Below are 19,100 nucleotides of genomic sequence, written 5' to 3'. Positions count from 1 at the left end.
AATTATGGATATCCTGGCCGCTTTCATTCCCCTGCTTCCCGCGATCGCTGCGGCCGTTATAGGAATCGGTCATTTATCCGGAATGCTCAACGGGGAGCCCGCCGAAACCACGACAGCGGCTATCGCAAGCTGGGCGATTGGACTGTCCTGTCTATTGGCGTTGATTCTGCTCGGTGGCGATTTGATCGGTCAAAACGCCGGCTCATTTAGTGCCGGGCAATGGCTGAGTAGCGGCATGTTGACCATCCAGGTCAATTTTATTACTACCGGCATCAGCGTGGTATTGGCAGCGTTATTTGCCATCCTGTTGTTTATCATTATCCGATTCTCCATTAATTACCTGCATAGGGAGGCGGGTTTTCACCGCTTCTTTTTCTTGTTGAGCCTGTATGCGTCGGCAATGCTGTTACTGGTGTTATCGGATAATGCGGTGGGAACCTTCATAGGGTGGGAGATTGCCGGCCTTTGCTCTTATCTATTAATAGCCTACGCTTACGACCGTCCGGTTGCCGCCTATAACGCGACGCGTGTGTTCGTCACGGTACGGGCGGGGGATATCGGTTTCATTTTGGGCATCGCGCTGAGCTATGCATGGACCAAAACACTCGACTGGACGCAGCTTAACGCTTTGTCAACACAACTATCCACCGGGCAAGCCAGCGCAATTGCCCTCTGCTTTGCCATTGCTGCTTTCGCAAAATCAGCCCAGCTGCCGTTTGCACCATGGCTGGCGCGCGCAGCTGAAGGTCCGACGCCATCCAGCGCGGGGTTTTACGGCGCAATAATGGTGCATTCCGGCGTTTACCTCATGATTCTTATACAGCCCATTCTTGAGCGCGCACCGCTGGTCATGGCTCTGGTCGCGGTAGTGGGACTGCTGACGGCTGTGTATGGCTTTGCTGTCGGGCTGACCCAGACCGATGTCAAGAGTTCGTTATTTTTTGCCACAACCGGACAATTGGGCCTCATGTTTCTGGAATGCGGATTGGGATTCTGGCAATTGGCGAGCTGGCATTTATGCGCCCATGCCATCGTTCGCGGTTATCAGGTATTGGCTGCGCCATCGCTTATGCATCAGATTCTGGGCAATCCAATCCAGCCGGTCAGCCGGGAAATTTCAGGTTTGCGCTGGGTGTACGCCACCTCCTTGCACCGTTTCTGGATTGACCAGATTACCGATTGGGCTTTGGTAAAGCCGGTACTGAAACTGGCTCATGACCTGGCGTATTTTGATGACCATATCGTTGATCGCGCCATGGGAATTCCGCTCCCTTCGCTACGCTCGATATCTACGCTGGCGCAACTGGAAAAACGAAAAACCGCCATGCGGCAGTCCCTATACTCATCACTAGGTGTTCTCGGGAGCGTGGCGCAACCGCAGAAGCGTAAAACTGTTACGCAACAGGATAGTCATGACGAGATCTTTGCCAGAGGCAGTGGGTTTGCCGGCAATCTTACCGAGCGGATCACCGCGGGATTATATTGGTTCGAGGATCGTCTCGTCATACGAGGCATTGGCGAAGACATGATCAAGTATGGTCAGCGGCTTGGGCTTGCCGCCAACAAAATCGAACAGTTGCTGCTCAACCCCGGTTATCTCGCCCTGTTCGTTCTAATAATATTATTGGTTGCGCTTTAAGACCATGGTCACCAACGTCATGTTTTGGTCGGAATCGATAGCGTTTCCCCTACTGACGACGTTGGTTCTTGTTCCCTTGGCGGCCATGACCGCCATCCTGTTAACGCGTTCGTCCACAGGCATCGCCATGGGCTTCGGCTTTGCAGGAACGTTGCTCAATTTATTTTTAAGCTTTTACCTGTTATCCGTATTTGACCCTGAAACGGCCGGAATTCAACTGGCTGAGCAGGAGCGTTTTTTTGGTTTCACTTACTACAGCGCCGGTATTGATGGTCTGAATGTTCTCTTCATTCCACTCACCGCAATTTTAGCGTTGCTGGTTCTGATCTATAAAACCATTACCGGGCGTACGTTTGACTGGAAATTCATTGCCTGCCTGCTTGGCTATGAGGCCATCATGATGGGCGCTTTTACCGCATTGAACGTCATCCAGTTCTGGTTCTGGAGCCTGCTGGAATTGCTTCCGGTGATTCTTTTGACAGTCCATGGCGGTACCGGCCAAAGAAAACGATGGATGATTACCCGTTTGGCGCAGTACTGGGGCTGGGGTCTGCTGATGACCTTGGCAGGCTTCCTGCTGCTTGGCTTTGGATTGATGAATTCGGGTCACGACCTGAGCTTCGACTGGTTGACCCTGAAGCAGAATAAAACATTATTACAGAACCAAACACTGATCTTTATTCTTCTGTTTTGCGGCTTTGCCATTCGGATGCCTTTGTTTCCTTTTCACGGCTGGCTGCCGATACTCGCCGAACAGAGCGCCGTGGCCAGCGTTACCATTTTCCTGGTGGGTTTAAAGCTGGGCGTTTATGCAACCGCGCGTTTCATCCTGCCGGTACTGACTGAAGTCGCAGAACATTGGGCCGGATTTGTAGTCACGCTAGGCCTGATCTCTATTTTTTATGGCGCCCTCCTTGCGTTGATGCAGATCAACATCCGGCGACTGCTCGCGTTTTCAGTCATCAGTCATGTGGGGATACTGGTTATCGGTATTTTCTGTTTTAACGAACATGGATTGAACGGTGGAATATTTCTGACGCTGGCGTGGGGCTTGGCGTCAGCGGGTATGCTGTTCAGCGCCGGTCTGATTTACGAGCGCACCCACACAGCATTTACTCCCCGTCTGGGGGGCCTTTTTGATACCAACGTCACCATAGCGCTGCTTTTCTTTATTGCCGCGCTGAGCACGATTGCCATGCCCGGAACGCCGGGGTTCGACGCGGCCCACCTGCTCATCGAAGGAACCATCGAAGAATATGGCTGGCTGATTGCCATCGCTATTCTGGTCGGCAACGTCATGGCAGCCGCTTTCCTGCTGTTAGCTTTTCAGAGGATATTCATGACGACTTCCAAACGGGCCATCGTACCGCAAAGAAGCGAGCGTTACCTGATTAAAATGGAACCCGTCATCACCATCACGATTTGCTGGCTGCTTATCGGCACAGGCTTTAACACGGCGCCTTGGCTGAACTATATAGAGCGAGATCCAACCGGGATGAGCGCCTACTACCATAAACATGACAAGCGTCTCAATGGAGTGCCGGTAAAATCGATTGATGGCGGAGCCACGCGGGATCAGCATGACTGAAGCGAATTTTCCGATATTGAGCCTCATTATACTGCTGCCTCTATTGGGTGGCGTTGCGGCAGGCTTTACGCGCAACATCAGTATGGCAAAAAAGATAGCGCTATTCGTTGCCGGTCTTGAACTGATCGCAACCCTGATAGTGGTTCAGTGGTTCGACGCCGCACAGGGTCACCGCTTCCAGCTCGTGGAGCAGCACGCCTGGATCCCGAGTCTGAATATTCAGTTTCTAATCGGCGTTGATGGTATTTCCGTATTGTTTTTGCCGATGTCGGCACTGTTGACCTTGGTCGCCCTCATTGCTTCATGGAATTCCGTGCAGCACCTGACTCGTTTCCACTTTGCCTTGCTACTGGTGATGGAAGGCGCCACCATGGGTGTATTGGTGGCGCTGGATATGATGTTGTTCTTTCTGTTCTGGGAATTGATATTGCCGCCCATTTTCTTTCTGATCGGTTTGTGGGGCGGTGGTCCCGAGCGGAGGGGGGCGGCGATGAAATATATGCTGTATATGGTGTTCAGCGGGGTTCCGCTATTATTTGCGTTCATCATGCTGGGTGTCAATCACGCCATGCAAACTGGTGGCAGCATTCCACTGAATTTATCTTTCAGCTTTCCCGTCCTGTTAGATACGTACATGTCGGACGATTTGCAACGCGTTATTTTCATTCTATTGCTCACCGGATTTGCGGTTAAGGCTCCGCTAGTGCCGTTTCATACGTGGTTGCCTACCACCGCTGTGGAAGCGCCGACGCAACTGACGGCATTATTGGTTGGTCTGAAATTAGGTGCCTACGGCATGTTGCGTTTCGCCATGCCGCTCACGCCACACGCTTCGGTGGAATATGCCTGGGTGCTGGGTATCCTGGGGGCTATTACGTTTACCTATGCGGCAATGATCGCCCTGCAGCAGACCAACTTGCGTCGTCTATTGGCCTACGCGAGTATCAGTCATGTCGGCTTGGTGATAGTGGGCATCGCTACGCTCAATATGCAAGGGATTCAGGGCGCAATTTTTCAATTACTCAATTTCACCCTGATTGCAAGCTGCCTGATCTTGATCGCAGGTTTTATTCAACACCGCCTCGGCAGTACCGAACTCATTCACCTGGGCGGTTTGGCGAAAGTAATGCCCCGCCTGACCAGTTTTTTCTTTTTGTTTGCCGTGGCGAGTATCGGCGTACCGGGAACCAGCGGCTTTCCGGCAGAATTCTTGTTGATCGTTGGCGCGCTAACCGCCCACCCGGGTCTGGGTGTCGCTGCGTTGTTGGGCGCTATCCTCGGTGCAGCGTATATGTTGTCGTTTGTCCGGCGTGCATTTTTTGGGCCCATTGTTCATGTCAGCGTACATCAGGTACAGGATCTTCGCTCTCGCGAATTCGGACTGTTATGTGTACCCGCTTTGCTGGTTTTGTTTTTTGGCTTCTTCCCCGACTTGGTAATGGATATCAATAGATTGGCCGCCGAGTCATGGTTAGGCCGACTTACCAATTAGACTTGGGCCAAAGAGCGCCCCACCGATCCACCCTATGCGGTTATAACTGAGCCGTAAACATATGCCCGGATAGCCCGTGATATATTCGCCCTTGGGGAGCCCCGCCGGAAATTGGGACCCGCGGGTAGTTAAATCCCGGTCCGCCCCAGGAGTGACGGAAGATCCGTTCTCCCATCACTCCTCCTTGAGGCGATTCATATTGCAGTGGCAGCGAGGGGGTATCAGAATGAGGCGGCAGTCATCTCACTGCGATCCGTATTCGGCAGATTTTCGGTTATTGTTTCCAGTGTCCGCGATTGCCAGTCGAGTACGGCAGTACGGATAAACATTTTCTCGGCAAGGTCCGGATGTTCGCGGCGCACCACCTCCGCGGCAAAGCGCGCCAGGAAAAGCGATTTCAGCTCGGCACGCGCCTTGTCCATACCAATCTCCATGTAAGGAACCGAGGCCAGAAGCAGGAACCCGTCATCGGGGATGCGACCGCTGCGCATGTTGCCTTGGATGATACCGGCAGCCTTGCCAATGGGCACGTCGAGATTCGGGCTGTACGGACCGATAATCAAAGCCAGGTTAGGCGTGTGCAGGAAGTCAAAGCCGCGGCCGACGCAGATCATCCATTCGCGATGCTCAATGTCCAGAAGCCGCTCATTACGTGCGGCCTGCTCGCGCACGCGAGCGATGGTATCGAGATTGCCCAGCAGCAGGGGCAACAGATCGGCGCGCATCTGGGCCGGCATGTCGGGCAGCAGGGCGGCAAGACGGGGCTCCAGCGTCGCTTTCTCATCCGGCGTGACCAGCGACATATCGAGCTTCTCCCCATTGGAACCATGAACGATTATCGTATCCTCGTCAGTCTCGATCCCGCAAATAAGAGGATATATGGTTGCGTGCTCCGCGCCGAAGATTTGCTGCATCTGGCGCCGGATGACCTGGGTATGGGCATAGGCCGCCTGCGTGTCGTAATTGAATCCGGCGCATCCACGGTGCGGATCACCTTTGGAAAAGTGATAGGTAACCAGAAACAGTACCCGCCTCCCGGCCCTTACCCAACCCTGCACATGATGAGAGAGCACCTCGCCCAGATACGGCCAACCAAGATCGAATGCGCCGCCAAGGTTGCGGAACGGCATGAGAATGCCAGGCGGAGTATTCGTCATCACGGGGAGATTGATGCGACCGTCCATACACTTCAACACGGCAATAGCGGTTGGATGCTGCGCAAGATACCGCTCGCGCGCCAGCCATGCTTCCGGTCCGCGAAATGTCGTACCGTGGCGGTCGGCAAGATGGAATAGCCAGTCTATGCGCTTCTCTATGGGTAAGCGGGTAACATTAGTATACATTTGTCGGCTCCGGTCATTTGCAAGGGAAATTGAAACCAGGAAATACTATCATAAAAATTGTGAAGAATTAGTTAAGGCTACAGCCTGAGAAGCGGGAAATGTAATATGGAATGTGGCGCCTTTTCCTGGCGTGCTCTCGACATCAATGATCCAGCCGTAGTGATCGCATATACGCTTGACTATAGCGAGTCCGATGCCCAGGCCCTCGCCTTGCGTCGAACCGCGGAAGAAGCGCTCGTACAGGAGGGGCATGTAAAACGGTTCGATGCCTATGCCGGAATCCGAGATCGAGAGACGGCTCTGGCTGAAATTTACACGGATGAAACCACGTTCGGTATATTGCACCGCATTGCGAAGCAGATTCACAAGCGCCGTATGCAGCGCCTGGCGGTTCAGCGTGAGGACGGCTTTCGGCTCTATCGCAACTTCGAAATTCAAACGCTTGCGGTAAATCTCCGAACATACGGGTTCCACTGCGTCATAGACACATTCCGCGAGGGCAACCGGTTCCATGATACCCAATGACTGCTCGCGGGCAAGAAAAAGCAAAGCCTGTAGCTGCTCACCCATGCGGGTTGCGGCGGCTTCGATCATACCGACACGAACGCGCGCCCTCTCCGAAAGATTGCGCTCCGTAACCAGAAGCTCACAACTCGTCAGTATGGTGGTAATAGGTGTCCGAAGTTCATGGCTGACATTAGCAGTAAACTCCTGTTCGCGCCGCAGCATGCGCGTAATGCGATTCTGGTAGTCATCCAACGCGTGCGCAAGCTGCGCCACTTCCTCGTCCTGCCCGGGCTGTATCATCGTTGCGCCTTGCCCGTCGCCCGGTGCAAGATGTCTTACACGCTCGGCAAGATCGGTAACCTGTTTGACTAGCACACCCGCAAGCAGGTATCCCACCACAAGCGCGACGCCGACCACCGAGAGGAGCGATAAAACGATAAGAAGTCTGAGTTCCTGCTGGCGCTGATCGTGGAGCCCGATTTCATAGGCAACGATAAATTTGACGCCATCAATGTGTCTGACCGCGACCCTGATCTCCTCGGGACCTTTAAATACCCTGTGACGCCTGTAGTTGAGACCCTGCAGATAGGACGGCAGCCGGGACTCTTCGGAAGGGTCACGGATGATGTATTTTTCGAGGTGAAAACCCACCTGCGGTACAAAATTGCGACTCTCGTGATAGCGCTGGAGCATATAGTCCATCTCGGTTTCCATGATCTGCTCGATATGCGCCTCTTCGATGTCGTCTGAAGCGATATACAGGCTGATACCAAGAGTGCCGACTACGACTATGCAGAAGATTGCGAACGCCAGCGCAACACGAAGGCGAAGGCCACGCTTAAGCCCGGGCACGAGAGATCAGACGGTAACCGAGCCCATGAACTGTCTCAATCGGATCATAGCCACCGGCCCGGCTCAACGCACGGCGCAATTCGTGCATATGACTGCGCAATGTGTCACTGGTCCCCTGCGCATCTCCCCAGACTTCCGATTCAAGTTCTCTTCGGCTGAATACGCGGCCGGGCTCGCCCATCATGAGAGCGAGCAGACGGATGCATTTGGGCGGCAGCTTCACACCCTGCCCGGCAAATTGTATCGACAGGGTTTTAGGATCGAACGTCAAATCGCCGGTTTCCAGCATGCGGCTGGTGACTTTGCCTCCGTGCCGTTTGTGCATCGCCACCAGGCGGGCCTCGACTTCTTTCAATGCAAATGGCTTAACCAGATAATCATCGGCGCCGCAATCGAACCCTTTCAGCTTGTCCTCCAGCGTATCACGCGCCGTCAGCATGAGTACCGGTGTATCGAGATTGGCGTCCTGGCGGAGTTTGCGGCACAACGTGATGCCGTCCATGGCAGGCAGACTCAGATCGAGCAGAATACCGTCAAATCGCTGCGTCACCGCGAGATGGAGGCCGGTAATACCATCCGCGGCCGCGTCAACGCTATGGCCACGGGCCTCAAGAAAATCGTAAAGGTTTGTGGCAATCGCGGGATCGTCTTCAATAATAAGGATATGCACGAGATGATCCTATTGAAAATTACAAATTAACAATGGGTTAACCAAATGTCCTAACGAATTTGACCTGCCTTGCTTTTCTTTGTTCCACAGGATGATTGCTCGATCAGGCGTGAAATAATCACATCCGTCTCACGAATCTCCCTATACGTCTCCCTAGACTGCGTCCAAACTGAAGTACTACGGGAATCCAGTACATTCCGATTAATATGTGCCTGATTAATCGCCCTTTGTGTATAAAATTAAAAGCCTCAGACAAGTTCTTCAGATTTTAACAGTTCCGCCGGTAACTTAGCGAATTGAGCGCTTCCGATAATACGTGTTCAGACGCTCCTTAGTGTGGACGATATTTTCGACTGATACTGTGAACCGCTTCAACCAGTGCCAGAGCATTTTCCGGGGGCGTAAACTGGGAGATCCCATGGCCGAGATTAAATATATGTCCATAGCTGTTCCCGTACGCAGCAAGGATTTTCTCTACTTCAGCAGCAATGACTTCAGGCATTGAAAACAGCACAGCCGGATCGAGGTTTCCTTGGAGGGCCACCTTATGGCCGACCCGCCGGCGCGCTTCAGCAATATCCACTGTCCAGTCAAGTCCTACCGCATCACAACCGGAGTCCGCGATGCGCTCCAACCACAGTCCTCCTCCCTTGGTAAAAACAATGTTCGGAATGCGCGCGCCGCCATATTCACGTTTCAGTCCGGCCAATATCTGGCTGATATAGCGAAGGGAAAACTCCTGGTAAGCGGCATGCGACAATGCCCCGCCCCAGGTATCGAAAATCATGACCGCCTGAGCACCGGATTCTATCTGTGCATTAAGATAAGCGGTCACGGCCTGAGCATTGATATTGAGTATGTGATGCAGCAAATCCGGGCGCTGATACAACATGGTCTTGATCTGACGAAAATCAGTACCCCCGCACCCTTCCACCATATAGCAGGCAAGCGTGAAGGGACTGCCGGAAAAACCGATCAGCGGCACGCTGTTATCCAGGGCTTTGCGGATCTGTGAAACCGCATCCATAACGTAACGCAGATGCACCGCGGGATCCGGTATGGTGAGCGCGCGAATTTCCCACTCTTCGCGCAACGGTCGTTCGAACTTGGGCCCTTCACCCTCGGCGAAATAAAGTCCCAGACCCATTGCATCAGGAACAGTCAGAATATCTGAGAACAATATCGCAGCGTCCAGGGGAAATCTCGCCAAAGGCTGCATTGTGACTTCGGTGGCAAAATCCGGGTTCTTGCAAAGTGCAAGAAAGTTTCCGGCGCGGGCGCGTGTCTGATTGTACTCTGGCAGATAGCGCCCAGCCTGGCGCATCAGCCATACGGGGGTATATTCAGTTGGCTGCCGAAGCAGGGCTCGCAGCAGCGTATCGTTCATTGGTCTTGTCATTTGTATTCAAATCAATCGCTGAATCCAGCAAGGCAATATGACGGAGACAAGTTTCTGCCTCGGCGGCAAGTATGGATGCATAAGATCCGCCGAATCTGCTGCCCCGCTCCACCATTGCACTCAAACCGGTGATATTACCAGTGATTGGTCTTGCGGTATATGCCCTTGTTCCTGAGGTCCTTAGGTAGTAATGATACCGACTACATATCCGTATTGCCCATAAATTCGGCAAGCGGTGACTTATTCAGTATGTCTTGATCTCATCGATAGCGAACAGACGCTGGTACTCGCGGATGGCATAACGATCAGTCATGCCGGCAATATAGTCAGCGATCGCCTGATGCTTATCCTCATGATATTTCGTTTGGTATTCAGGTGGGAGAAGCCGGATGTCGGAATGGAAAGCATTGAACAGCATTTGGATGGTATGGCGCGCCTTGGCACTCATGCGAACCACCTTATAGTGCCGGTAAAGATGGTCGTGCAGGAATTTTTTCAGTTCCTGCTGTTCCTGGCGTACCGCGGCACTGAAGTCGATCAGGCAGGGCGCTGCGCGTACCGCCGGCAAGCCATCCAGACATGCATTGGCTATATTGGCCGCGCTTTGCCTGGTTAGATCTCTTACCAGCGTGTTGATCATGCGCCGCACGGTTTCGCGAATCAATCTTCGCCCGGAAATGCCCGGATAGTGTTTTTTAGCCAAGGCCAGGTGTCGGCCAAATATCGCGATATTCTCAAGCTGCTCCTGTGAAATAAGGCCGGAGCGCAAGCCGTCGTCCACATCATGATTGTTATACGCTATTTCGTCGGTCAGATTTGCCAGTTGCGCCTCCAGCGAAGGGCGCTGATTGATAAGGAACCGCTCACCGACATCTCCCAGTTTTTGTGCATTTTTTCTGGCGCAATGTTTGAGTATGCCTTCACGGGTTTCAAAGCAAAGATTCAACCCATCAAATGCGCCGTAATGCTCCTCCAATACATCCACAACCCGAAGAGACTGAAGATTATGCTCGAACCCTCCATATTCTCTCATGCAATCATTTAGAGCATCCTGACCCGCGTGACCAAATGGTGTATGACCCAGATCATGGGCCAGGGCAATGGCTTCGACCAGATCTTCATTCAGGCGTAAATTGCGGGCGACTGAGCGTCCGAGTTGCGCCACTTCTAAACTATGCGTCAAGCGCGTGCGGAATAGGTCGCCTTCGTGATTGACAAAAACCTGGGTTTTATACTCGAGCCGGCGAAATCCCGTGGAGTGAATGATCCGGTCGCGATCGCGCTGGAATGCGGTGCGTCCAGGGGACGACTCCTCCATGAAGCGACGCCCGCGAGAATTTTCAAGCGTTACCGCGTAGGGCGCCAGCTCATGCATTGCCGGTACATTCCGCTAGCGTCGCAGCGAGCATATTCGAAGGCACATCGGACCGGACCACTGCCTTTCCCATGCGTTCGAGCAGGACAAAACGTATCTTTCCACCCTCGACCTTCTTGTCCAGTCCCATCAGGCGCACATACTCTGCTGTGCCTAGATTGGGCGCTACGCAGGGCAGTCCTGCTTGTGCATAAAGATTCCGGATCCGCTCAACATCAATCGAATTGATCAGGTGCATCCTTTGCGACAGTTCCGCTGCCAGTATCGTGCCGGCCGCTACCGCTTCACCGTGAAGCCATACACCGTAGCCCATCCCGTTCTCAATCGCGTGACCAAAGGTATGGCCCAGATTGAGTAATGCCCGGCCGCCGCTCTCACGCTCATCAGCTTCCACGACTTCAGCCTTGTTGACGCAACTGCGCCGTATCGCCTCGACCATTATTTCCGCGTCCCGAGCCACAAGCCCTGCAATATTTTTCTCCAGCCACTCGAGGAAAGCAGGATCCCGAATAAGACCGTATTTAATGATTTCGGCAATGCCTGCGCGCAACTCCCTGTCAGGCAACGTATCGAGCGTTACGGTATCAACGATGACTGCCCGGGGTTGATAGAAAGCCCCTATCATGTTCTTGCCCAACGGATGATTGATTCCGGTTTTACCACCCACCGAGGAATCAACCTGCGCCAGCAGTGTGGTAGGGACCTGAAAGAAAGGCACACCCCGCAGATAGGTCGCGGCGGCAAATCCCGTCAGGTCACCGACGACCCCGCCACCCAGGGCGATGATGGAAGTACCGCGTTCACAGCGATGAGCCAGAAGAGCATCATAAATCAGGTTCAGCGTTTGCAAGTTCTTGTGTTCCTCACCGTCGGGCAGAATGATCGGCAGGGACACGACATTATGCCGGCCTAGCGCACTTCGCAGTCTTTCCATATAAAGAGGCGCTACGACCGTATTGGAAATGATCGCAACCCGTTTCTGAGGCAAGCGCTCAAGAAAAAGCTCAGGCTGGCATAAAATATCCTCACCGATGTGTATCGGGTAACTTCGTTCGCCGGGTACGGAATCGAGCATTACGGTAATCGTTTGCATATGGGTTAAAGCAGTATGGGCGGGACTCGCTGGTTCTCGGGCTTAATTCATTCCTGCCAACCTTGTCAGCCTTGGCGAAATTGTCCACCTTAACAGCCGGGTCGCAGGAAATTTATAAATAGACATTCTTACAGCGGCTTAACCACCACTAGTATTACCACTGCGATCAGGATCAATACCGGAATTTCATTGAACCAGCGGTAATAAGCGTGGCCGTGCCGGTTACGGTCATGCTTGAAATCAGCAAGAAGCCTGCCGCAGTAGAGGTGATATGCAACCAGCATCAACACCAGCGCGAGTTTGGCATGCAGCCAACCACCTGAAATACCATAGCCCAGCCAGAGCCACATGCCGAAAACAATGGCCAGAATCGCGCTGGGCGTCATGATGCCATAGTAGAGCTTGCGTTCCATTATCTTGAAACGTTCGATTCCTGGCAGGTCGCTGCTCATCGCGTGATATACAAACAGACGCGGTAAATAAAACAGTCCGGCAAACCAGGCCACAACGAAAATGATGTGAAAGGATTTTACCCAGAGCATCCGATCCTCTTAACACAGCAATAACCATTCACCCGGGGGTACGCCAGAACCTCTTTCAAGCAGAGCACTTTCATGCAAGGCCTTCAAGCAGAGACCTTAGGCAGGTCATACTATAGCCGATCAGTGTGACCAGGTGAATACGATGCTATGGAAATTCGCGATGTCCCGCTATGATCGAAATGGTAAGGATGTGAGGACAGTACCGTGGAGCTTCCGAATGAGATGCGAAGGGACGGAGCTTATTCAGAGCTGGCTAGATCGCGACGATCTCGAGATTGGGTTCTATCGACCTTAACATATTTTGAATACCACGGAGCGTGCCAGAGATTGAACTCGGGCAGGTACCGCATGCGCCTTGGTAGTGTACGCTGAGTTTGTTGCCTTCGAGCCCGAGCACATGAAGATCGCCTCCGTCATTTTGCAGATAGGGCCGCACCTCTTCGTCGAGCAGGGCGTTAATCGTTTCGAGGCGTTCCTGATCCTCAGGGCTCAAACCCGCAATTGCAGCGGTTGCCGCTGCAACGGTAGCGGCCGATTTCGAATCTGCCGCAGGTGCCGCGCGGATAGGATCTGCAACCACACGAGCCAGATCTTGCCAATCGGCGCCACCGTCCTGGGTGATCGTGATCCAGCGATCGACATAAAACACGTTGGTCACATGATCGATGTCGAATAACGCGGCCGCCAGCGGATCATCTTTTGCCTGCTCGGCATTATCGTATGAGCGCGAAACTCCCCAGGTCAAAGGTTCCCTGAGAATGAATTTCAGAGCGTTCCGGTTAGGCGTACCCTCGATTTCAGCTATTTTTGGCATTCTGTCCTCCTATCTGACCAGACCTCGCCCGCCATCAGGCGTCGCCGATCGCAGCATGCATCGGATCGTCTTCCGCCTCGGTCGAGGTAATGTTAACGGAATTGAGCGCCGCATGCAGCGTATGCCACGGTAGAATCGCACATTTTACCCGCGTCGGCAGATCCCGGACCCCCGCAAATACTGTTAGCCGCCCCAGGTGATGGGGACTTTCAATGTCGAGCTTGCCAACCGCCATATCGCGGAATTCCTGAATCAAGGTTTCGGCATCCGCACGTGCCTTACCTTTGACGACGGTAGTCATCATCGACGCGGATGCTTTGCAGATGGCGCAGGACTCGCCGTGGAACGCGATTTGATCGATACGCTCCCCATCAAGATGGAGCTCAATGTCGAGGTGATCACCACACAGTGGATTATGGCCGACGGCATGATGAGTCGCGTTATCGAGCGTACCGTAATTGCGGGGCTTCTTGTTGTGGTCGAGGATGACCTCTTGATAAAGTGATTTCGAATTCATTTATATAAAAATCTTCTGCACGGTGCATAGGCTGGCAATAAATATATCGACCTCGGCCATTGTATTGTAAAACGCAAAGGACGCGCGCGTGGTCGCAGGCACACCGAGGCGCAGCATCACCGGCTGAACGCAATGATGCCCCGTGCGTACGGCAACCCCCTCCTGATTCAGGAGGGTGCCGATATCATGCGGATGAACTCCCCTAACCTCAAACGACAGCACTGCCGTTTTTATTGCAGCGGTGCCAATGATGCGCACGCCCGCCAAATCGTTCATCTGTTCAGTTGCATAGTTGAGTAGCTCAAGCTCATATGCTGCGATTGCATCCAGGCCTATCGCTGACAGGTAATCAACTGCCGCCCCCAGCCCAATCGCGGCGGCAATCGGAGGTGTACCGGCTTCGAATTTATGAGGAATGGTATTGTAAACAGTTTTTTCAAACGTTACAGACAGGATCATGTCCCCGCCGCCCTTGAATGGCTGCATGCATTCGAGCAATTCGGCCTTGCCATAAAGAATGCCTATGCCCGTGGGCCCGCACAACTTGTGGCCGGAAAACGCATAAAAATCACAGTCGAGGTCTTGTACGTCAACTTTCATATGCGGTGCAGCCTGCGCCCCATCAACGAGTACCGGCACCCCCCTTGAATGCGCAAATTCAATCATTTGCTTGACCGGGTTGATGGTGCCGAGCGCGTTCGATACATGCATCACGCCGACAAATTTCGTGCGCTCGTTAAAAAGCTTCTCGTATTCGTCGATGAGAAGCTCGCCCGCATCATTGATGGGTACGACGCGGATCTTCGCACGCTTTTCTTCCGCAAGCATCTGCCAGGGTACGATGTTTGAATGATGTTCAAGCGTGGTCAGAATAATTTCATCGCCAGCACCAACAAACTTACGACCATAACCGTGCATGACCAGATTGATTGAATCCGTGGTGCCACTGGTGAAGATGACTTCCCTGTCTTCGCGCGCATTGATGAAAGCCTGCAGCTTGCGCCGCGATCCCTCGTATTCAGCCGTGGCCGTTTCCGATAAATAATGCACTCCCCGATTGATGTTGGCATGTTGAGTCGTCTGATAACGCACCAGGCGGTCTATTACCGACTGCGGCATCTGGCTGGATGCCGCATTGTCGAGATAGACCAGCGGCTTCCCCTCGATCTGGAGCTTGAGTATTGGAAAGTCTGCGCGAACGCGTTCAACGTCGAACGCCGAACTAAATTGAGATTTCAAGGCAGGCTCTACAATATTCATTGTTCAGTTTCTCTGCGTTTGTTCCAGCACCGTTTGCTCAAGCCGACGCTTGAGCGAAGCGATGGGTATGCGGTCGATGATCTCTGCGCCGAATGCGTAGGTCAGGAGATTACGCGCCGCAACCTCCGATAATCCTCGGCTCTTGAGATAAAACAGTTCCTCGTTATCGAGCTGCCCAACGGTTGCCCCATGCGCACATTTTACGTCATCCGCGAAGATCTCGAGCTGTGGCTTGGTGTCGATATGGGCCCTGGCGCTCAACAGCAGGTTGCGGCTCGACTGGGAAGAGTCGGTGCGCTGCGCGCCCGGGCGCACAATGATCTTCCCGTTGAACACCCCGTGCGCAGCACCGTCGATAATGCATTTATGCAATTGACGGCTTGTGCCATCCGGTGACGCATGATCTATGCACGTATGCGTATCAGCAAGTTGGCGCTCATTGATCAAAGCCAGCCCGTCAACAGAGCATTCCGCTCCCTCGGCGGCAAGGCGGGCGTTCAAATCATAGCGGGAAATGCGCGCGCCGAACGCGACACTGATAGATCGATAACGGCTCGCGCGTGCAAGCGATACTGCAGAGTTTGCCATGTGGAACGCCTGCCCGCTGTCGCGCTGAAGCCGGGTGTGGCTAACCTGGGCATTATCGCCGATTGCGATTTCCGTCACTGCATTGGTGATATAGGGGCCTTCCTGCAACGTAACGTAATCTTCAACAACGGTAACCGCGCTGCCGGGCTCGGCAATCAGCAGGCAGCGTGGATGGCTTGTGGATTCCGCCTGCGTCGCGATGAACAGCACATGCACGGGCCGCTCGATGGCTGTATTGCGCGGCGCAATGATTAGCGCTCCGTCATGCAGAAATGCGGTGTTGAGCGCGGCGAACAGATTGTCCTGGAACGCTGCATGGCGGCCGAGATGGGGCTCCATTGCGTGTGCATGGGTGGCCAGCGCTGCGGATAAATTCGTGACGATCAGGTCGGCGGTCCTGTTTGATTGCACGGACAGCTCTGGCATATAGATGCCATCAACAAACACGAGTGTAGCTGACGTTCCCTCCACGTAGAAACGCGCGATGTCTTCCTTTTGCAAGGATGGCACAGTACGCACCGGATGGAACGACAGCTTGGCAAGTGGCGAAATATCCGTAAAACGCCACTCCTCGTCGCGCGTCGTCGGCACTTTCAGCATACCTGCACGATCGACCGCACTGGCGCGTAAGCGATTGAACCAGGCCAAAGGACTGGGCGGCAACTGCGGCTGTCCCTGAAGCAGGCTCTCCAGATAGCTGTTACCGGTAACCATACTCATGCTCATGCACCGGCCGCGACGGGTTGCGCGTTGCCGATCCCATCATAACCATGTGCCTCGAGATCAAACGCAAGGTCTTTACCGCCTGTCCGGATGATGCGACCCGACTGCATCACGTGCACGAAATCCGGCACGATATAGTTAAGCATGCGCTGATAGTGCGTGACCAGGATGGTCGCATTGTCCCTGTTGGCGAGCCGATTCACGCCATTCGTAACGATCCTGAGCGCATCGATATCGAGACCGGAATCGGTCTCGTCAAGAATCGCCAGCCGTGGCTCCAGCAGCGCCATTTGCAATATTTCGTTTCGTTTTTTTTCGCCGCCGGAAAATCCTTCATTGACACCGCGATCAAGAAAATCCGGGCTCATTTCAAGCAATTTCATTTTCTCGCGCACAAAATCCTCAAACTCGAGCGGATCAAGCTCGTCCTTGCCGCGTTGTGCTTGCACTGTGTTGTAGGCAAGCCGCAGAAAATGGCTGTTCGCGACCCCAGGTATCTCGATCGGATACTGAAAAGCGAGAAATACTCCGGCACGCGCGCGCTCTGCAGGGTCGAGATCGAACAGATTTTTACCTTCGAACAGGACTGAGCCGCCGGTGACTTGATAGGCGCTGTGGCCGGCAAGCACCTTGGCAAACGTGCTTTTACCCGAGCCGTTTGTACCCATGATGGCGTGCACTTCCCCGCTTCTCACCGTAAGGTCTATACCCTTGAGTATCTCGATGCCATTGACAGTGGCGCGCAGACCACGCACTTCAAGCAGTACCTTGCTGTCGGGGTAAATCATCCCACGCTCCCTTCGAGCTTGAAGCCAAGCAGCTTGGTCGCTTCAACCGCGAACTCCATTGGCAGTTGTTGAAATACGTCCTTGCAAAAACCATTAATGATCATTGATACCGCTTCCTCATTGCCAATGCCGCGCTGCGCAAAATAGAACAATTGATCTTCGCCAATCTTCGATGTGGATGCTTCATGCTCGACTTTAGCTGCCTGGTTGCGAACCTGAATATAGGGAAAAGTATTGGCGCTGCACTGATCGCCGATCAGCATCGAATCGCATTGCGAATAATTTCGCGCACCGGTGGCGGTAGGCGCAATCCTGACCAGTCCACGGTAACTGTTGTTGGAGTGGCCCGCCGAGATGCCTTTGCTGACGATGGTACTACGCGTATTTTTTCCGATATGGATCATTTTGGTACCGGTATCCGCCTGCTGATAATTGTTGGTTACCGCCACCGAATAAAATTCCCCCACCGAGTTGTCGCCCTGCAAAATGCAGGAGGGATACTTCCAGGTAATTGCCGAACCGGTTTCAACCTGCGTCCACGAAATGCGTGAATTGACACCTTTGGCCAACCCACGCTTGGTAACAAAATTGTAGATACCACCTATGCCGTTTTCGTCGCCCGCGTACCAGTTCTGCACTGTCGAGTACTTGATGTCGGCATTGTCGAGCGCGATCAGTTCGACCACTGCGGCGTGCAATTGATTGGTATCGAATTTCGGGGCGGTGCAGCCTTCAAGATATGAAACAGACGCCCCTTCCTCGGCGACGATCAGGGTTCGCTCGAATTGTCCCGATTCCTCTGTGTTGATTCGAAAGTAGGTCGATAGATCCATCGGGCATTTCACGCCTTTGGGAATAAAGCAGAACGTACCGTCTGTAAATACTGCCGAGTTGAGGGCGGCGTAATAATTGTCCCCCACTGGCACCACCGTGCCGAGATACTGTTTAACCAGATGTGGATGCGCATGAACGGCTTCAGAAATCGAGCAGAAAATGATCCCCACTTCGGCCAACTTCTGCTTGTAGGTTGTCGCGACCGACACGCTATCGAAAATCACGTCAACCGCAACACCGGCAAGTGCCGCCCGTTCGTTCATCGGCACGCCGAGCTTTTCGAAAGTACGTAACAATTCAGGATCGACCTCGTCCATGCTGCTCAGTTTCTTTTTAGGCTTGGGCGCCGCGTAATAACTGATCGCCTGAAAATCGATCTTTGGATACTTAACGTTCGGCCATTCCGGTTCTTTCATCTTCAACCATTGGTGATACGCGTTGAGGCGAAACTCGAGCAGCCACTCGGGTTCGCTCTTCTTCGTCGAAATGAGCCGGATAATATCTTCGTTCAGCCCCTTTGGCGCAATATCGGATTCGATATCGGTAACGAAGCCGTGCTTGTAGGGCTGATTGACCAGATTTTGTAATACTGCACTCATCAGATTGCTCCACTATCGTTCATGTTTGAAGACAGGATCCTGGAATTCCCACGTGGAACGCCGTCGCATCTCCCGGCTTTTGCCGGCGCCTTCCGTCATTCAAAATTAAAGCAGCGAAATCCTGGCCGGCTCTTTCACGCTAAAACTTTCTCCGCAGCCACATGTATTGTCAACATTGGGATTGCCGACCCTGAACGAGTCGTTGAGCCCTTCCTTGACAAAATCAACCTGCGAACCGTCGATGTACGGCAAGCTGCCGGCATCGATTACTACGTTAGCGTTACAAGACTCGAACATCTGATCGCCCGCGCGAAGTTCGTCCGCGTAATCGAAGGTATAGGCAAATCCGGAGCAGCCCTCTTTCTTTATGCCGATGCGCAATCCCAGCCCCTTGCCGCGCTTCGCAACCTGCTTCCGGATTTGCTTTGCCGCATTTTCGGTCAATGTAACCGCCATCATTATTCTCCAGTCGCCGCA

Annotated in this window: 17 protein-coding genes; 3 read left to right on the top strand and 14 right to left on the bottom strand. The window is 53.3% G+C overall.

Annotated features, from left to right (window positions below; translation table 11 throughout):
* Window positions 1-4 precede the first annotated feature (4 nt).
* From BMX00_RS02145 to BMX00_RS02135, 3 genes are read left to right on the top strand one after another with little or no spacing between them, the layout of a single operon-like run.
* The gene (locus BMX00_RS02145) at window positions 5-1,639 is read left to right on the top strand and encodes a proton-conducting transporter transmembrane domain-containing protein (RefSeq protein ID WP_090826599.1); all 1,635 of its coding nucleotides are present in this window, start codon (window positions 5-7) and stop codon (window positions 1,637-1,639) included.
* Window positions 1,640-1,643: 4 nt separating this feature from the next.
* Entirely contained in the window at window positions 1,644-3,227 is a 1,584-nt protein-coding gene (locus tag BMX00_RS02140) for a complex I subunit 4 family protein (RefSeq protein WP_090826596.1), read from the top strand.
* 16 nt (window positions 3,228-3,243) lie between these two features.
* Entirely contained in the window at window positions 3,244-4,719 is a 1,476-nt protein-coding gene (locus tag BMX00_RS02135; RefSeq protein ID WP_245727561.1) for a complex I subunit 4 family protein, read from the top strand.
* Between the two features lie 221 nt (window positions 4,720-4,940).
* Here the strand turns inward: BMX00_RS02135 and BMX00_RS02130 are convergent, their stop codons facing one another.
* From BMX00_RS02130 to BMX00_RS02065, 14 genes are all read right to left on the bottom strand, one after another.
* On the bottom strand, window positions 4,941-6,062 hold the full coding sequence (locus BMX00_RS02130) for a carboxysome shell carbonic anhydrase domain-containg protein (RefSeq protein WP_090826592.1): 1,122 nt from the start codon (window positions 6,060-6,062) through the stop codon (window positions 4,941-4,943).
* 48 nt (window positions 6,063-6,110) lie between these two features.
* Window positions 6,111-7,421: a sensor histidine kinase gene (locus tag BMX00_RS02125; RefSeq protein ID WP_090826590.1), complete on the bottom strand. Its 1,311-nt coding sequence runs from the start codon at window positions 7,419-7,421 to the stop codon at window positions 6,111-6,113.
* On the bottom strand, window positions 7,408-8,091 hold the full coding sequence (locus tag BMX00_RS02120; protein ID WP_090826588.1) for a response regulator transcription factor: 684 nt from the start codon (window positions 8,089-8,091) through the stop codon (window positions 7,408-7,410). The genes BMX00_RS02125 and BMX00_RS02120 overlap by 14 nt, the downstream gene beginning before the upstream one ends.
* Window positions 8,092-8,422: 331 nt before the next feature.
* Window positions 8,423-9,490, bottom strand: a complete 1,068-nt coding sequence (gene hemE / locus BMX00_RS02115) for a uroporphyrinogen decarboxylase (RefSeq protein WP_090826586.1) — start codon at window positions 9,488-9,490, stop codon at window positions 8,423-8,425.
* 244 nt (window positions 9,491-9,734) lie between these two features.
* A complete protein-coding gene (locus tag BMX00_RS02110; RefSeq protein WP_090826584.1) occupies window positions 9,735-10,865 on the bottom strand; it encodes a deoxyguanosinetriphosphate triphosphohydrolase in 1,131 nt (376 codons plus the stop codon).
* Window positions 10,858-11,958, bottom strand: coding sequence for a 3-dehydroquinate synthase (gene aroB, locus BMX00_RS02105; protein ID WP_090826582.1), 1,101 nt, complete (start codon window positions 11,956-11,958; stop codon window positions 10,858-10,860). The genes BMX00_RS02110 and aroB overlap by 8 nt, the downstream gene beginning before the upstream one ends.
* A gap of 128 nt (window positions 11,959-12,086) precedes the next feature.
* On the bottom strand, window positions 12,087-12,500 hold the full coding sequence (gene hemJ / locus BMX00_RS02100; RefSeq protein ID WP_090826580.1) for a protoporphyrinogen oxidase HemJ: 414 nt from the start codon (window positions 12,498-12,500) through the stop codon (window positions 12,087-12,089).
* A gap of 253 nt (window positions 12,501-12,753) precedes the next feature.
* A complete protein-coding gene (locus BMX00_RS02095) occupies window positions 12,754-13,314 on the bottom strand; it encodes a NifU family protein (protein ID WP_090826578.1) in 561 nt (186 codons plus the stop codon).
* Window positions 13,315-13,348: 34 nt separating this feature from the next.
* Window positions 13,349-13,831, bottom strand: a complete 483-nt coding sequence (sufU, locus tag BMX00_RS02090) for a Fe-S cluster assembly sulfur transfer protein SufU (RefSeq protein WP_090826576.1) — start codon at window positions 13,829-13,831, stop codon at window positions 13,349-13,351.
* Window positions 13,832-15,091: a cysteine desulfurase gene (locus BMX00_RS02085; RefSeq protein WP_090826574.1), complete on the bottom strand. Its 1,260-nt coding sequence runs from the start codon at window positions 15,089-15,091 to the stop codon at window positions 13,832-13,834.
* Between the two features lie 3 nt (window positions 15,092-15,094).
* Window positions 15,095-16,399, bottom strand: coding sequence for a Fe-S cluster assembly protein SufD (gene sufD, locus BMX00_RS02080; RefSeq protein ID WP_245727559.1), 1,305 nt, complete (start codon window positions 16,397-16,399; stop codon window positions 15,095-15,097).
* A 2-nt stretch (window positions 16,400-16,401) separates the two neighbouring features.
* Window positions 16,402-17,190, bottom strand: coding sequence for a Fe-S cluster assembly ATPase SufC (sufC, locus tag BMX00_RS02075; protein ID WP_090826570.1), 789 nt, complete (start codon window positions 17,188-17,190; stop codon window positions 16,402-16,404).
* Window positions 17,187-18,623 (bottom strand): Fe-S cluster assembly protein SufB, encoded by a 1,437-nt coding sequence (sufB, locus tag BMX00_RS02070; RefSeq protein ID WP_090826568.1) that lies wholly within the window; start codon window positions 18,621-18,623, stop codon window positions 17,187-17,189. Before sufB ends, sufC begins: the two co-directional genes overlap by 4 nt.
* Window positions 18,624-18,728: 105 nt before the next feature.
* Complete coding sequence (locus tag BMX00_RS02065) at window positions 18,729-19,079, bottom strand: HesB/IscA family protein (RefSeq protein ID WP_090826566.1); 351 nt, start codon at window positions 19,077-19,079, stop codon at window positions 18,729-18,731.
* Window positions 19,080-19,100 lie beyond the last annotated feature (21 nt).

This window comes from Nitrosovibrio tenuis (assembly GCF_900109785.1).
In the GTDB taxonomy this organism is placed as follows: domain Bacteria; phylum Pseudomonadota; class Gammaproteobacteria; order Burkholderiales; family Nitrosomonadaceae; genus Nitrosospira; species Nitrosospira tenuis_A.
This window is presented reverse-complemented; position numbering and strand designations above follow the sequence as displayed.

Coding starts and splice junctions, on each gene's coding strand:
- BMX00_RS02145 (WP_090826599.1), top strand. CDS start 5: ATGGATATCCTGGCCGCTTTCATTCCCCTGCTTCCCGCGATCGCTGCG.
- BMX00_RS02140 (WP_090826596.1), top strand. CDS start 1,644: ATGGTCACCAACGTCATGTTTTGGTCGGAATCGATAGCGTTTCCCCTA.
- BMX00_RS02130 (WP_090826592.1), bottom strand. CDS start 6,062: ATGTATACTAATGTTACCCGCTTACCCATAGAGAAGCGCATAGACTGG.
- hemE (WP_090826586.1), bottom strand. CDS start 9,490: ATGACAAGACCAATGAACGATACGCTGCTGCGAGCCCTGCTTCGGCAG.
- BMX00_RS02110 (WP_090826584.1), bottom strand. CDS start 10,865: ATGCATGAGCTGGCGCCCTACGCGGTAACGCTTGAAAATTCTCGCGGG.
- aroB (WP_090826582.1), bottom strand. CDS start 11,958: ATGCAAACGATTACCGTAATGCTCGATTCCGTACCCGGCGAACGAAGT.
- hemJ (WP_090826580.1), bottom strand. CDS start 12,500: ATGCTCTGGGTAAAATCCTTTCACATCATTTTCGTTGTGGCCTGGTTT.
- BMX00_RS02095 (WP_090826578.1), bottom strand. CDS start 13,314: ATGCCAAAAATAGCTGAAATCGAGGGTACGCCTAACCGGAACGCTCTG.
- sufU (WP_090826576.1), bottom strand. CDS start 13,831: ATGAATTCGAAATCACTTTATCAAGAGGTCATCCTCGACCACAACAAG.
- BMX00_RS02085 (WP_090826574.1), bottom strand. CDS start 15,091: ATGAATATTGTAGAGCCTGCCTTGAAATCTCAATTTAGTTCGGCGTTC.
- sufD (WP_245727559.1), bottom strand. CDS start 16,399: ATGAGTATGGTTACCGGTAACAGCTATCTGGAGAGCCTGCTTCAGGGA.
- sufC (WP_090826570.1), bottom strand. CDS start 17,190: ATGATTTACCCCGACAGCAAGGTACTGCTTGAAGTGCGTGGTCTGCGC.
- sufB (WP_090826568.1), bottom strand. CDS start 18,623: ATGAGTGCAGTATTACAAAATCTGGTCAATCAGCCCTACAAGCACGGC.
- BMX00_RS02065 (WP_090826566.1), bottom strand. CDS start 19,079: ATGGCGGTTACATTGACCGAAAATGCGGCAAAGCAAATCCGGAAGCAG.